The following is a 13181-nucleotide window of genomic DNA, read 5'->3' as shown; positions in this document are numbered from 1 at the left end:
CGACGCCCGCTGCGCTGGGACCTGTTCGGATGGTGTCCGGGAATCCTCTGGTTGCTGACCGGGTCAGTGGGAGCCGTGGACGACGGCGTGGCCGAGGCCGCGGCTGATCATCCATCGGTTCACTGGGGTGGTAGCCACGAACGCGATCGCGAGGGAAAGCAGCAGGGAGCCCCAGAACAGCCAGTCACCGAGCCCGGCGTCCATCGCGCCGGGGATCGCGACGATGACGCTGTTGTCGATCAGCTCCATGACGGCGATCGAGACGGTGTCCGCCGCGAGCGCGACTTTGAACGCTGCTCCGAGGGACAGGCCGGACTTGATGACGCCACGCATCGTCAGGGCGTAGCCGAAGATGAACGCGAGGGCGATCGACAGCACGACCGTGCCGGCGTTGTGGAACCCAGCGGCAGTACCGATCACCATGCCGAGGACCTCACCGATCGCGCAGCCGGTCAGGCAATGCAGCGTCGCTTGAGCCGCCATCGACCATGACGCCCCGTTCCCGCCATCGTGGCCGGTCATCTGGTGGTGCTCATGTGTGTCCATGCTGCTCCGATCTCCGAGGCTTGCTCCTGCTCAGCCATACCCTCAGGGGGTATCATCGGTACCAACGTCAGCGGCTTCGTCGTGTTCCCGATTTGTCGGGACGCGGCGGTGACGGCGTAGATCCGGACACCGGGTTGCCGCCTCCCAGATCGGCTCGGACCGGGTGCGGGATGAACTCGCGATGACGACCGCTCTGCACCTCGTCGACGTCACCCGCTGGGCGCTCGACAACCGTGCGGATCTGTACGCCGGGTACGTCCAGCGCTGCCGCGACGGCCTCGATGTGATCCAGGAGCTCATCCGGTAGCCGATCCGTCAGGGACCGGGCGCGAATTCCACTCGGTCGTGTCGCTCGGCGGCGTAGTGCCGGCCGGGGTACCTGAGCCCGCCGAAGTACATGTTCGTGTGGGCGATGATCTGCTCCCCACTGATGCGGACACCGTCGTGCTCTGCGTCCGTCGTCGTGTGTGCGTCGGACACGAGCGTCACGTCGAAGCCGCGCGCGGCCGCGGCCTGGGTCGTCGTCCGGATGCAGTAGTCGCTCTGCGCACCCGCGACGACGAGATGCCGCACGCCCAAGCGATCCAGGACCTCGTCGAGGTCCGTGTCCGAGAACGAGTCCCGGTACGCCTTCTTCACCAGTGGCTCGTTCGATCGCCGCTCCAGCGGCGCCGCCAGTTGCCAGTCTGCGGACCCCTCCGCGAAGTCGTCGTGATCCTGCACCCACACGACAGGCACATCGCTTGCTCGGGCACGATCAACGAGTCGGGCGGTCCGCGCGAGCACACCCTCCGCGTCGAAACAGTTCCTCATCACGCCCCGCTGCAGATCGATGACAAGAAGCGCATTCATGGTCGGCATGACCAGCATCCTGTCACCCATGTGCGATCCGGATGACTGGTCGGACAAGCGTCGGGCCCTGAGCAAGGTCTCGACATCTGATCGGCAACCGGTCGCCGCCACAGGCGCGTGGCTTCAGTACTCGAGCCGGGGCCACTCCTGCAATCGCGGGAAGCGCGGGCGCGGAGGCATCGACTCGTCGTCGTCCAAGATGCGGAGCTCGGTGATCACCGTGACCTGATCCACTCCGTACGAGCGGTAGGCGACTCCGTCACGTTCGTCGATGACAAGCGTCGTGCGTTGTGCGGGGTCGAGCTCGTGCTCGAACGTGAAGAGCAGCCAATGACCCCTGACGCGCTGGACGAGCACCGGGGCGTAGCTCGCGGGTGAGCCCCAGAGGAGGAGCAACTCAGGGGTGAGCAGGCGGACGGGAGAGGCAACCGTGCCGCTGCGAGCGAAGCTGACTTCCGAAGACCCGTCAACGGTGTGGAGGACGCCGTCCTGGTAGCGGTCGCGGTGCGCATACCCCTGCTGGTCGAACGTCCAGCTCTTGTTCCGCTCGTCGACGACGGTTTGAAACTGCGAGGGGCCTTTACGCCCGTCGCGTCGCGTGGTCACGCCTCGCGCTAGTCGACGTCCCGGGAGCCGGAGCGCAGCAACCTCAGCTCGGACGGTGGGGACGTCCGCCTCGGTCAGTACGGTATCGAGACGCACCCGACCAGTGTGGCCGATCCTCGTGGCTCTGACCACAGAGGGGCACGTAAGCCGATCCGCTACCGGCCACCTCCGGATAGCTTCACCAACACGACGACTCTTGGGCGATCAGGTCGACGCCTCCCGCTATGGACGTTGGTGCTCGTAGGGGTCGTTCTCCTGGGTGTCGCTGCGCTCCTGTTGTTCCGCGTCGACTCGATGATCGTGTTCCTGGCGATCTCTCCACTCACGATCAGTGGGCTGTACACGCTTGACTACGCTGGCGGCGAGTGGCGACAGCGAAGCGACGAACGGGACGTTCGATAGCCGATCGTTCAACGAGACGTCGGTGCCCCCGTTCCACGGGTCCATGACCGGTCCTCTCTGTCGGACCAGCGCTGCCGATGGCAAAGCGTTAGTTGCTCACAAGCTGTACAACGAGCGAGGTCGCCGCGAGAGCGAGGACGATCCCGAACACGACCCAGGTCCCCGGAGTGATGGGCTTCCGGGGTTTTCCCTCAACTCGATCACGAGCGGCATTGCCCCATCGAGTGGCGCGCACGACGATGAGCGCGAAACAAACCACCACCGCCAGGATCCCGAGAGCAACCGTCATCGGGCGACATTCGCGGTCGTTGCGACGCACGCGCGAGACAGTCGTGTTTGACGCTGAGTCATCGGAGACAATGCAAGCTTCGATCGGGGCACCGTTCCTACGCTACCGAGCAAGGCCGGGAGCAGTCGCGCACATCGCGCCCCGTTAGCCGATCCTCTCCCGCACGCGTGTTCGGTAGGCGGGGCGGGGCGTTCTGGTGATGAGTGTCACGCTGAGTTGCGCTACTCCGACCGGATTCGCATTCGAGGAACGCTGCGGTGTGGGAAACGAGAGCCCCAGCACCGATGGGTGTTGGGGCTCTCGTTGTCTCAACGGCGTGCTGACGTCTGCCGCTTGCGTCGAGCGATCAGGGCGTCCCCGGCGATGAGGGCGAGTGCCGAGGCGGCTCCGAGGATGGCGAGCAACCACCAACTGATGTCGGCGAGGAAACCGATCAAGCCGAGGATGATGATCGGGATCGGGATGAACTTCAGCAACATCGGTTGCACCTCAACTGCAGTTGTTCCGGGCGGTCTTCACGAAGGCCGTGCGTCGAAGTGCGTATGTTCTTGTATTCACGTTCGATCCCCTCATCGGTATGACGCGTTGCGCCGGTCGGAGCCTGACAGCTGCGCGAGAGCCCGCGCATCCACCGAGAGGGGGAGGTGCTCCACCGGTCGGCCAGTCTGCGGTCCGCCTGGGCAGGTGGGCGTCTGACACTCGCCGCGTCCAGCCACAGGCCTGCGAGCTCGGCTCGTCAGCCGATCGGCCACCGAGGCGGGCGACCGAGGGCTCGCTCGGGCCAGCCGTACCGCACGAGTCGGCGTCGCATCGCGGACCAGAACCTCCCCGAACCATCCGGTGACCAGCCGAACGCGACGGCGACGAGTGGGCGCGCACCGACGAGATCCGACCCCTCCGGACGGCGACAGCGACGAGGGAGAACACTGGCCCCATGACGACCAAGATCACCCTCATCATCGACAACCCGACCGACCCCGCCGCCTTCGAGCAGGCCTACCCCGCACTCGAGGAAGCAGCCGGCGCCCTGCCGAAGCTCCGCCGCCTCGAGGCCGGCAAGGTCTGGCCGAAGGAGGACGGTACGCCCACCCCGGCCCACCGGACGCTCGACCTGTACTTCGACTCCTACGACGACGCCTCCGCAGCCGTCGCCGGCGAGGAAGCGGGCGCGTTCTTCGGCCAGCTCGGCGCCACCGGAGCGACCTTCACCGGGCTCTTCTCCGACGTCGAGAAGGCGTGACCACCACCGTCCTCGTCGCCGGCGCGACCGGTGACCTCGGCGGACGCATCGTCCGGGCACTCCGTCGGCACGACACCCACGTCCGCGTCCTGACCCGCCCCGGGTCCACGGCGACTGCGCCGACCGAAGGCGACGACCACGTCGAGATCGTCCGCGCGGACTACGACGACCACGCAGCGTTGACCTCGGCGCTCGCCGGGGCCGAGGTCGTGGTGTCCGCGGTGAGCGGCACGCGCTCGGTGATCGTCGACGCGCAGCGCGCCCTGCTCCGGGCAGCGGTGGACGCCGGCGTCGAACGGTTCATCCCGTCCGACTACGCCGCCGACTACCGCTCCATCACCCCGGGGACGAACCGGAACTTCGAGCTGCGCCGCGAGTTCGCCGCCGACCTCGACGCAGCACGCATCCGGGCGACCTCGGTGCTGAACGGCGCGTTCACCGACATGCTCACCGGGCAGGCGCCGCTCATCCTGTTCGACCGACAGCGGGTGCTCTACTGGTCCTCGGCCGACCAAGTGCTCGACTTCACCACGAAGGACGACGTCGCCCGCACCACCGCCCTCGTCGCGCTCGACCCGGGTGCACCGCGCTTCGTCGAGGTCGCGGGGGACCGGGTGACCTCGCGGAGCATCGCCGACACGATGTCCCGGCTCACCGGCACCCCCTTCCGACTGCAGTGGGCGGGAACCGCGTCGACGCTCTCGGCGATGGCCCGGGTCGGACGACGCCTGTCGAAGGCCGGCGACGACGAGCCGTTCCCGGCGTGGCAGGGCATGCAGTACTTCGTCAGCATGTTCAGCGGTGAGGCCACACTGCGTCACGTCGACGACGAGCGGTACGGTGCAGAGGGCTGGACGACGGTGAAGGACGTGCTCGCAGAACACGTCGGAGCCGGAGCCCTCGACGGAGCTGAGCCCCGAGCCGGAGCCCCCGAACGGAAGCGCACCTGATGACCGACACCACCTGCCACATGTCGATCTCCCTCGACGGCTTCGTCGCCGGGCCCGACCAGCGCCTCGACCAACCCCTCGGACGCCGGGGCGGGGAGCTCCACACCTGGCACATGCCCGGCGCCGACGTCGGCGAGGCGGACCGCACGGCAGCGGGCTGGCTCATGCGACCCCGCGGCGCGTACGTGATGGGACAGAACATGTTCGGGCCGCCCAGCACCGAGCGGCCCGATGATTGGACGGGCTGGTGGGGCGACGAACCGCCGTACCACGCACCCGTCTTCGTGCTCTCGCACACGGCGCACGACCCGATCGAACTCGACGGCGGCACGACCTTCCACTTCGTCACCGACGGCTTCGACGCCGCCTACGCCCGCGCGGTCGAGGCGGCCGGTGACGCCGGGGTCGACATCGCCGGCGGCGCCTCGACGGTCCGCCAGGCGCTCGCCGCCGGGGTCGTCGACGAACTCACGCTCGACGTCGCCCCGGTGCTGCTCGGCTCCGGGGAGCGGATCTTCGAGGACGGCGCCGAGTCGTTCGACTTCGAGCCCGTCGAGGTCCTGCACTCGCCGCTGACGACCCACATCCGGTACCGCCGCCGCAGCTAACCGTTCGCCCCCGGCACCGTCACGATCCGGTTCTGGTACGCCCACACCACGGCCTGCAGCCGCGACCGCACCCCGAGCTTCGGCAGCATCCGGGCGAGGTGCGACTTCACCGTGGAGACCTCGACGACGAGCGCGGCGGCGATCTCCTCGTTCGACATCCCCTGGGCGAGCAGCAGGAGCACGTCCCGCTCGCGAGCCGTGAGGACCTCGTCCGCCCGGTCGCCCGACACCGGCTGCAGGCTCCGCCGCGCGACGAACTCGCGCAGCACGCGACGGGTGAGCGCCTGGTCGATGGTGCCGTTCCCGGCGGCGACCTGCCGCACGGCTCCGACGATCACGTCCGGCTCGGCGTCCTTCAGGAGGAAGCCCGACGCACCCGCCTCGAGCGCACCGAACACGAGGTCGTCGAGGTCGAACGTGGTGAGCACGAGCACCGGGACCGCGGGGTCGGCCCCGGGCGCGCAGAGTTCGCGCGTGACCTCGATGCCGTTCCGCACCGGCATCCGGATGTCGAGGCACGCGACGTCGGGCCGGGTGCTCCGGGCGAGCGCGAGGGCCTCGCCGCCGTCGGCGGCGACCCCGACGACCTCGATGTCGGGCTCTGCGGACAGGAGGGCGGAGACACCGGCGCGGACCAGCGGCTGGTCGTCCGCCACCAGCACGCGGATCACCCGGCCACCTCCGGCGCGTCGGCCGACGTGTCGGCGTCGGGTCGCGCCTCCCGAGCCGTCACCAGCTCGACCGTCCAGCCACCGTCACCGGTGGGTCCGACCTGGAGGCGCGCCCCGACCAGTTCTGCCCGCTCGCGCATGCCGCGCAGTCCGTTCCCACCCGACGGCGAGCTGCCGACGGACGGTGCGGTGGGCACCCCGTTCTCGACGCGGACCGTCAGGTGGTCGGGATCGCGGTCGTCGACGGTCACCCGGCACGGTGCGCCTGCGGCGTGGAGCGCGACGTTGGCGAGGGCCTCCTGCACGGTGCGGTAGGCGACGAGCTGGGTGAGCGGACCGACGCCGGCCGCCAGCGGGTGGTCGCCCGGCTGCACGGTGAGCTCGACCGCGCTGCGGGTGCGGGCGGCCTCGACGAGGTCGACGATGCCGGCGACGGTCTCGACCACGGTCTCGGCGGGGGTGTCGTCGCGGAGGAGTCCGACGAGGCGGCGGAGGTCCTCGAGGACGGCCGTGCTCTGCTCGCGAACCTGCCGGACACCCTCGTGCGCGCCGTCCGGGTCGGTGTCGATCTGGCGGTCGACGACGGCCGACATCAGGGCGATCCCGGACAGGTGGTGGGCCGCGATGTCGTGCAGCTCGCGGGCCATCGCGGCACGTTCGCGGGAGACGGCCGCCTCGACGCGGGCGTCCTGCTCCCGGGCGAGGGCGGCTGCCTCGGCGGTCCGCGCGTCGGCTGCCGCGGTCCGGGCGTCGGCTGCTGCGGTGCGGGCGTCGGCTGCTGCGGTGCGGGCGTCCGACTCGGCCCGGCGTGCGGCACGGAGCTCGCGGCGGGACCGGACGATGAGCGTCACCACGAGGGAGAGTCCGACTGCACCGACGGCCTGCAGCACGCCCTGCCCGGCCGACGCGCCGAGCCCGGACACGACGCCGCTCCGCATCGCGCCGGAGCCGTGGGCCCACGTGATCCCCGTGCCGACCGCCACGAGGACCGCCGATCCCGCGACGGCCGGCCAGAGGCGGGGGAGCGGGACCCGGAGCGTGGCGAGCACGACGGCCACGACGACGGGCAGCGCGGTGAGGCCGACCGCGGCGCTCGTCGACACGAGGGCCAGGAGGATCGGCAGCGCACCGACGGCGAGGAGCACGGAGCGGGGTGCTCGGCGGGCGCCGAGCAGCAGGGCCGACTGGGCGACCAGGGTGATCGCGAGGAGGGTCCACGCGCTCCCGCCGACATCGGGGAACCCGGGGCCTGCTCCCATCGTGTCCGTGGTGTCCGGGTCCATGGCGTCGAGTGGCGGCAGGCCGAGCAGGAGTCCGAGCGTGATCACGGCGGTACCGGCGGCGACGAGCGGGTCGGTCCAGCGGCGTCGTCGGGTGGGCACGCCGCGTGCGTCGCGTCGGTCGGGCGCGTCAGCGGGTGCCATCGTTCGATCCTACGAGTCGGGGCGTGCCGACGGCGCGGCCGCTGCCGCCGCGTCCGCCGCCGGTGTAGCCGAGCCGCCCCCGTGTCACCACGAGCAGGACGAGGGCCGCGCCGGTCGACACGATCGCGAGGCCGTGCATCATCGTGCCGGCGGTCATCCCCGGGTACATGTCGGCCCACAGCGTCGAGATGGTGTTGTTGACGCCGACGTGCAGGAGGAGGGCGACCGGCAGGCTCTCGCCGGTGCGGTTGAACACCCACGTCATCACGACGTTGAAGGTGATGGTGAACAGGGCGAACACGACCGGCTCCGTCCAGTGCGCGTCCGGCCACCCGCCCCAGTCGCTGAGGTAGAGCGGCATGTGCCAGAGCGCCCACAGCGGGCCGAGGACGGCGGCTGCGCCCAACGGGCCGAACCGCTCCTGCAGTCGCGGCAGGGCGAAGTCGCGCCAGCCGGGCTCCTCGGACAGCCCGGTGGAGAAGAGCTGCACCACGAGTCCGGGGACGAGGGCGAGCAGCGCGAGCGCACTCGGCGCCTGCACCTGGCCGCCGGCGAAGGGCAGCCCCGTGGCGACGATGATCGCGGGCACGCCGACGAGGGCGAGGGCGTACCAGTACCAGGCGACCCGCCAGCGCCAGAGCCGACCGACCCAGCGGCGGAGTCCGCGGCGGCCATCGGCGATCGCCGTCACGAGGAAGGCACCGCCGAGGGGGCCGAGCAACGCTCCCGGCAGGACGCCGGTGAACTGCGCCGTGCCGAGGAACTCGGGGAAGTGGAGGTCCCAGACGCCGAGGCCGTGCGGCGACAGGATGTAGGGGATCCACGCCAGCCAGCTGAGGCCGAGGGCGAGGGTGGCGAAGGAGGCGAGCGGGTGCCGCGTGATGACCCCGCGGACCCCGGTCCGACGGGCGGTGCCGGTGCCGGCGGTGTGCCGGTCTTCGGTGGTGATCGTCATGGCATCGACGCTACGAACGGGGCGTCCGACGGACGACCGGCGAAGGGACGCACTCCGCGGGGTTCCTCCGAAGGATGCAAGGACGTGGACGCGAGGACCACGGACTGGAGGGGGGGGGGGCGGGGGGCCCGCGCCCCCCCCGCCTCCAGTCCTTCACTCGGTCAGTCCCAGATCGAGACCCAGTCGACGTCGACGTGGCCACTCGCGGACGCCGGAACGTCGCCGCCGATGGCGGTCTCCGCCTGCAGCGTGACCCGCATGGGATCCGTCGGGACCGCACTGTGCGTCGTCGAGACGAGCGCACCGTCCCAGTAGAACCGGACCGCGCCGTGGTCCCACTCGGTGGTCGCCACGTGGTACCCGCTGCTCTGGGTGGATGCCGAGTGCTGCTGGATCGAGCTGTCGAACGTCATCATGCCGTTGCTCATGGTGCCCGGGATCGCGGACGCCGGTCGGACCGTGCTGCCGAGGTCGCCCTCGGGCCAGTCGATCTCGCCCTCGTTCCAGTCGTTGCTGCTCGGCCAGAGCATGCCGACGAACTTGTAGCCGTCCGTGTTCGTGGTCTTGTACCGGATCGAGACGCGGCCGGTCGTGTGCGGCTGGTAGCCGTCCGGCAGCACCGTGGCCACGAGTGGCTGACCACCTTCCGAGTGCAGCCAGAAGTCGAGGTTCCCGTTCGACACGCTGAGCACCTTGTCCGGCGCGTAGTACCCGCGTCCGCTGGTGTCGCTGTAGCCGGAGTAGGCCCCGAGCTGCGGGTAGGTGCTGAGGACGCTGCCGAGGGCCGCGTTGGTCGTGAAGTCCTCCGCGTACGCCTGCTTCCACGTCCGGCCGTTCGAGGTGACGTCGCCGCGGGGTACTGACGTCGACGCGGTCGAGGTGCCGGCCGCAGCGGCGGGGACCGGCGTGGCGGTGGCGGTGGCGGCGGTGGCGGCCGGCGACGGTCGCGCGGTGATCCGTGCCGAGGCGGCCGAGGGTCGCGCCGCCGGTGATGCGGGCGGCGGAGTGGTCGTCGGCGCGGCCGCGGCGGTGCTCGTGGCGGAGGGCTCGCTGGTCGGAGCCTCGGTCGTGGTCCGTCCCGTCGTCGCTGCGCGGGTGGCGGCGTCGGTCTCGTTCGCGTGCTGCGAGAGCCCGAGCACGAGGGCTCCGCCCGCGACGATCGCCATGCCGGCGACGACTCGTCGCGTCCTGATCCGTCCGTTCTGCTCGTGGGCGCCCCTGCGACGCCCCTTCCCCCTGTCGTCCCTGTGCCCCCCGTGGTGTTCCCTGTCGTTGTCCCTGGTCAACACGTGGCCCGTTCCTCCTGAGGTTGGTGGTGCGACGCGGAACCGTAACCCGTCCGGTCCGCAGTCCGTCGGTGGATCGTCCAGGCTCGGGGTGAGGGTGGCTCGTGGATCCCGCCCGATCGGCCCCCGAACGAGGGACACGTCACTGAATGGATACTCAGGGAAATTTCCGGGTCTGTCTAGGCTGGGGTCTGATGTTCGAACTCCACCACCTCGCCGCGCAGGAACTCTGGGACTGGATCCGACGCGGTGAGGCGACCGCGCTCGAGGTGACCGACCACTACCTGGCGAGGATCGCCCGGCTCGATCCCGGTCTCGGCGCCTTCGTGACGGTGACCGGGGACGCCGCACGCGACCGAGCCGAGCACCTCGGCCACCGGGTGCCGACGTCGAGGCCGCTGTGGGGCCTCCCGTCCGCCGACAAGGACCTGTACGACCGCGCCGGCGTCGCCACGCGGAACGGAACCACGAGTCTGCCCGACCGCCCCGCGGCAGCCGACCACCCGCTCGTCGCGGCGCTCGACGCCGCCGGCGCGGTGAGCCTCGGCAAGACGGCGTCGCCCGAGTTCGGGATGTCCTCGTCGTCGGAGACCCGGTTCGGCGTGACCCGGAACCCGTACGACACGAGCCGCGCGCCCGGGGGATCGTCGAGCGGTGCGGCGGTCGCGGTCGCGGCCGGACTCCTCCCGGCCGCGGTGGGGTCGGACGGTGGGGGCTCCGTGCGGATCCCGGCGGCGGCGACCGGGTTGGTGGGGCTGAAGCCGAGCCGTGGTCGTGTGCCATCGATGCCCGGGCGCTCGGGCGTCGGCGGGCTGTCGGTGGCGGGGCCGATCACGCGGAACGTCGCGGACGCGGGCATGCTGCTCGACGCGCTCGTGGCGCCGACCGGGCTCCCGGAGCCGCACCCGTACGCGCTGGTCACGCCCGACGTCGGCGAGGGGCCGTTCACCGCCGCGGCCGTCCGCGGCGAGGGGCGCTTCGTCGTCGGACTGCTCGAGGGCTCCCCGTGGGACGACACCGTCGACGTGGTGGTCGACCCCGCGGCGCGCGCCGCCGTCGAGACCGCCGTCCGGGTGCTCGGCGAGGTCGGGCACGGCGTCGAGGACGTCCGGATGCCCCGGGCGCCGTACGCCGACGCCTTCCGGGTGGCGTGGGAGTCGAGCGCTGCCCGGCTGCCGATGGTCCCCGGGATCGACCTGTCCGGGTTGACGCCGCTGGTGTCGTGGCTCGTCGACCGCGGCCGCGCGCTGACCGGCACGCAGGTGCTCGACGCGATGACGGCGCTCGACACCTTCTCGGCGGCGCTCATCGGTGCGTTCGACCGGTTCGACGCCGTCCTCACGCCGACCCTCGCGCTCACGCCGCGGCCGCTCGGCTGGTACGGGTCCGACCCGGAGGAGGACTTCCGCCGCCAGTGCGCCTACTCGCCGTGGACGTCGATGGCGAACGTGGCCGGGCTGCCGGCGATCACGCTGCCCGTCGGTGTGACGGACGAGGAGCACCCGGACGGCGCGGGACTGCCGATGGGCGTGCAGCTCATCGGGCGTCCCGGTGGCGAACGGGTGCTCCTGGCGATCGGCGCGCAGCTCGAGCGACGGCTCCGCTGGCAGCGGCGGCACCCGGCGGCCTGGACCGCCTGACCGGGCGCTCGGTTTCGGAGCCCAGGGCTCAGCCCTGCTTCTCCATCGCCTCGCTGTACTCCTTGCGCATCTTGTCGCCTGCGGCAGCGGTCCACGTCTTCACCCCGGCCTTGACGGCGGCGAGGTTCGTCCGACCGAGCACGTAGTCGTTGCAGACGCTGTTGAACGCCTGGTTCGCCGACTGCGTGGACGTGGCCGAGGGGGAGTAGAAGCCGTCGACCGGGTTCTTCACGAGCATGTCCTGCGTGGCGACCTGCCACGCGTGCGACTGGCGGAGCTGCTCGTCGATCCGGACCGCGGTGTTGAGCACCTGCGGACCCGCCGCGAGCCGGTACAGCGAGCTGGCGTTGATCATCTGCTCGCCGGTCTTCGTGAGCACCGCATCCGGTCCGCTGCCGGTGTGGTGCACGTTCTTCTTGCCGTGGGTGAGCGTGAAGGCCTCGCGCGAGCCGAACGGTGCCGACAGGTAGTCGAGCAGCCGGAGCTGGGAGCGGATCCTCGCCGGGGTGGTCTTCTTCAGTGCGGCGAACGAGAAGCTCGACGTGCCCTGGTAGTTCGCGCCCTTCCCGCCGTCGGCACCGAACGGCACGATGCCGCCGGTCACGATCCCCTTCGGCATGGTGACGTCGAGCAGCGCCGAGATGCCGTCGAGGTGCATGAGCACGGTGCCGTTGTTGATGTACGTCTTCGCCTTGGCGCTCTCGAGGCTCGGGGTGTCCGGGTGGTAGATCCCGAGGTTCCAGAGCTTCTTGATGTACGAGAGCATCTCGAGCCAGGCACCGGTCTCGTTCTTGTGCGTGAGCGTCCCGCCCGAGGACTGCTTCCACTGGTTCGGGACGCCGAAGGTCGCGCCGATGAAGTCGTACGACCAGTCGACGCCGCTCGACCCGCCGCCGCCGGCGATCGCGTACCGGCCGGCCTTGGTGTCCGTGACCGCCCTGCAGAGCTCGGTGAACTCGTCCTTGTCCTTCGGCGTGGGTGCTGCGCCGGTGAGCTGTTCGATGAGGTCGGGGCGGCAGACCATGACCGAGCCGAACGGCGGGCGGTGCTCCGGGACGCCGTAGATCTTCCCGTTGATGCGGGCACTCCGCCACGAGGCGGTGGGGATGTTCGCGAGGTTCGGGTAGTCCTTCACGGCGTCGCCGGACAGGTACTCCGACAGGTCCGAGAACTTCGCGTCGAGCAGCTGCGGGAACCGTGGTGGCATCGCGAAGGTCAGGAACTCGACGATGTCCGGGATGTCGTTGCCCGCCGTCATCGTGGCGAACTTCGTGTCGAACGAGTCGCCGGGGACGAACGTCAGGTCGTACTCGGTGTTCGTCAGACCACCGATGTAGTCGAGGAACGAGTTGTCGGCGGGCGGCGGCGCCGTGTACGTGACGACGAACCCGGACGTCTTCGACCCGTCGGCGACCTTCCCGCTCACCGAGGTGAAGAGTTCGCTGTCCTGGGGGTACGAGTAGTACACGGGCTGCACGACGTCGTTGCCGGGCAGGTCCGGCTTCGGACCCTTCGTGATCGGCACGTACGTCGGCAGCGCGGCGACCGTGTCGGAGATGGTCGCGGCGGTGCCGCCGGAGGAGCAGCCGGCGAGGCCGCCCGCCGCGCTGAACGCGACGAGGCCGAAGGCGGCGCCGGAGAGGAGGGTCCGTCGGCTGAGGCCGGCGGTGGTCGTGTCGGTCATGGCTTCTCCCTTGAAGCGTTCGGGTGGA

The 13181-nt window shown here is 70.6% G+C and carries 14 protein-coding genes; 5 read left to right on the top strand and 9 right to left on the bottom strand.

Annotation, left to right across the window (positions count from 1 at the left end; all coding sequences use genetic code 11):
• Nucleotides 1-63: 63 nt before the first annotated feature.
• The gene (locus tag WFH25_RS01625; RefSeq protein ID WP_336696599.1) at nt 64-546 is read right to left on the bottom strand and encodes a DUF4396 domain-containing protein; all 483 of its coding nucleotides are present in this window, start codon (nt 544-546) and stop codon (nt 64-66) included.
• A gap of 181 nt (nt 547-727) precedes the next feature.
• Here WFH25_RS01625 and WFH25_RS01620 point away from each other — a divergent pair, with 181 nt between their 5' ends.
• Nucleotides 728-853: a hypothetical protein gene (locus WFH25_RS01620; protein WP_336696598.1), complete on the top strand. Its 126-nt coding sequence runs from the start codon at nt 728-730 to the stop codon at nt 851-853.
• 8 nt (nt 854-861) lie between these two features.
• Here WFH25_RS01620 and WFH25_RS01615 read toward each other — a convergent pair whose 3' ends face one another.
• From WFH25_RS01615 to WFH25_RS01605, 3 genes are all read right to left on the bottom strand, one after another.
• Nucleotides 862-1407 (bottom strand): cysteine hydrolase family protein, encoded by a 546-nt coding sequence (locus WFH25_RS01615; RefSeq protein WP_071296348.1) that lies wholly within the window; start codon nt 1405-1407, stop codon nt 862-864.
• A gap of 114 nt (nt 1408-1521) precedes the next feature.
• A complete protein-coding gene (locus WFH25_RS01610; RefSeq protein WP_071296207.1) occupies nt 1522-2004 on the bottom strand; it encodes a hypothetical protein in 483 nt (160 codons plus the stop codon).
• Between the two features lie 999 nt (nt 2005-3003).
• A complete protein-coding gene (locus tag WFH25_RS01605) occupies nt 3004-3174 on the bottom strand; it encodes a hypothetical protein (RefSeq protein ID WP_175475883.1) in 171 nt (56 codons plus the stop codon).
• A 455-nt stretch (nt 3175-3629) separates the two neighbouring features.
• On the opposite strand from WFH25_RS01605, the gene WFH25_RS01600 reads away from it, so the two are divergent.
• The 3 genes from WFH25_RS01600 to WFH25_RS01590 are packed head-to-tail and all read left to right on the top strand — an operon-like array spanning nt 3630 to nt 5493.
• A complete protein-coding gene (locus WFH25_RS01600) occupies nt 3630-3935 on the top strand; it encodes an EthD family reductase (protein WP_336696597.1) in 306 nt (101 codons plus the stop codon).
• The gene (locus WFH25_RS01595; protein WP_336696596.1) at nt 3932-4885 is read left to right on the top strand and encodes an NmrA family NAD(P)-binding protein; all 954 of its coding nucleotides are present in this window, start codon (nt 3932-3934) and stop codon (nt 4883-4885) included. The genes WFH25_RS01600 and WFH25_RS01595 overlap by 4 nt, the downstream gene beginning before the upstream one ends.
• Nucleotides 4885-5493, top strand: coding sequence for a dihydrofolate reductase family protein (locus WFH25_RS01590; RefSeq protein ID WP_336696595.1), 609 nt, complete (start codon nt 4885-4887; stop codon nt 5491-5493). The genes WFH25_RS01595 and WFH25_RS01590 overlap by 1 nt, the downstream gene beginning before the upstream one ends.
• Here the strand turns inward: WFH25_RS01590 and WFH25_RS01585 are convergent.
• The 4 genes from WFH25_RS01585 to WFH25_RS01570 form a co-directional block, all read right to left on the bottom strand.
• Nucleotides 5490-6164, bottom strand: coding sequence for a response regulator (locus tag WFH25_RS01585; RefSeq protein WP_070416329.1), 675 nt, complete (start codon nt 6162-6164; stop codon nt 5490-5492). The two genes, WFH25_RS01590 and WFH25_RS01585, sit on opposite strands and share 4 nt — an antisense overlap.
• Complete coding sequence (locus WFH25_RS01580; protein ID WP_336696594.1) at nt 6161-7588, bottom strand: sensor histidine kinase; 1428 nt, start codon at nt 7586-7588, stop codon at nt 6161-6163. Before WFH25_RS01580 ends, WFH25_RS01585 begins: the two co-directional genes overlap by 4 nt.
• A complete protein-coding gene (locus WFH25_RS01575; protein ID WP_336696593.1) occupies nt 7575-8543 on the bottom strand; it encodes a CPBP family intramembrane glutamic endopeptidase in 969 nt (322 codons plus the stop codon). Before WFH25_RS01575 ends, WFH25_RS01580 begins: the two co-directional genes overlap by 14 nt.
• A gap of 161 nt (nt 8544-8704) precedes the next feature.
• On the bottom strand, nt 8705-9709 hold the full coding sequence (locus tag WFH25_RS01570; RefSeq protein WP_336696592.1) for a glycoside hydrolase family 16 protein: 1005 nt from the start codon (nt 9707-9709) through the stop codon (nt 8705-8707).
• A 314-nt stretch (nt 9710-10023) separates the two neighbouring features.
• Here WFH25_RS01570 and WFH25_RS01565 point away from each other — a divergent pair, with 314 nt between their 5' ends.
• Entirely contained in the window at nt 10024-11469 is a 1446-nt protein-coding gene (locus WFH25_RS01565; RefSeq protein ID WP_336696591.1) for an amidase, read from the top strand.
• Nucleotides 11470-11497: 28 nt separating this feature from the next.
• Here WFH25_RS01565 and WFH25_RS01560 read toward each other — a convergent pair whose 3' ends face one another.
• On the bottom strand, nt 11498-13153 hold the full coding sequence (locus WFH25_RS01560; protein WP_336696590.1) for an extracellular solute-binding protein: 1656 nt from the start codon (nt 13151-13153) through the stop codon (nt 11498-11500).
• Nucleotides 13154-13181 lie beyond the last annotated feature (28 nt).

It is taken from the genome of Curtobacterium sp. USHLN213 (assembly GCF_037144815.1).
GTDB lineage: Bacteria > Actinomycetota > Actinomycetes > Actinomycetales > Microbacteriaceae > Curtobacterium.
Note: the sequence above shows the minus strand (reverse complement) of the source record. Positions and strands in the feature narration are given on the sequence as shown.

Excerpts from the sequence above, each read along its gene's own strand:
- WFH25_RS01565 (WP_336696591.1), top strand. The coding sequence starts at position 10,024 with ATGTTCGAACTCCACCACCTCGCCGCGCAGGAACTCTGGGACTGGATC.
- WFH25_RS01600 (WP_336696597.1), top strand. The coding sequence starts at position 3,630 with ATGACGACCAAGATCACCCTCATCATCGACAACCCGACCGACCCCGCC.
- WFH25_RS01570 (WP_336696592.1), bottom strand. The coding sequence starts at position 9,709 with ATGGCGATCGTCGCGGGCGGAGCCCTCGTGCTCGGGCTCTCGCAGCAC.
- WFH25_RS01605 (WP_175475883.1), bottom strand. The coding sequence starts at position 3,174 with ATGTTGCTGAAGTTCATCCCGATCCCGATCATCATCCTCGGCTTGATC.
- WFH25_RS01575 (WP_336696593.1), bottom strand. The coding sequence starts at position 8,543 with ATGACGATCACCACCGAAGACCGGCACACCGCCGGCACCGGCACCGCC.
- WFH25_RS01580 (WP_336696594.1), bottom strand. The coding sequence starts at position 7,588 with ATGGCACCCGCTGACGCGCCCGACCGACGCGACGCACGCGGCGTGCCC.
- WFH25_RS01560 (WP_336696590.1), bottom strand. The coding sequence starts at position 13,153 with ATGACCGACACGACCACCGCCGGCCTCAGCCGACGGACCCTCCTCTCC.
- WFH25_RS01615 (WP_071296348.1), bottom strand. The coding sequence starts at position 1,407 with ATGCCGACCATGAATGCGCTTCTTGTCATCGATCTGCAGCGGGGCGTG.
- WFH25_RS01620 (WP_336696598.1), top strand. The coding sequence starts at position 728 with ATGACGACCGCTCTGCACCTCGTCGACGTCACCCGCTGGGCGCTCGAC.
- WFH25_RS01625 (WP_336696599.1), bottom strand. The coding sequence starts at position 546 with ATGGACACACATGAGCACCACCAGATGACCGGCCACGATGGCGGGAAC.
- WFH25_RS01590 (WP_336696595.1), top strand. The coding sequence starts at position 4,885 with ATGACCGACACCACCTGCCACATGTCGATCTCCCTCGACGGCTTCGTC.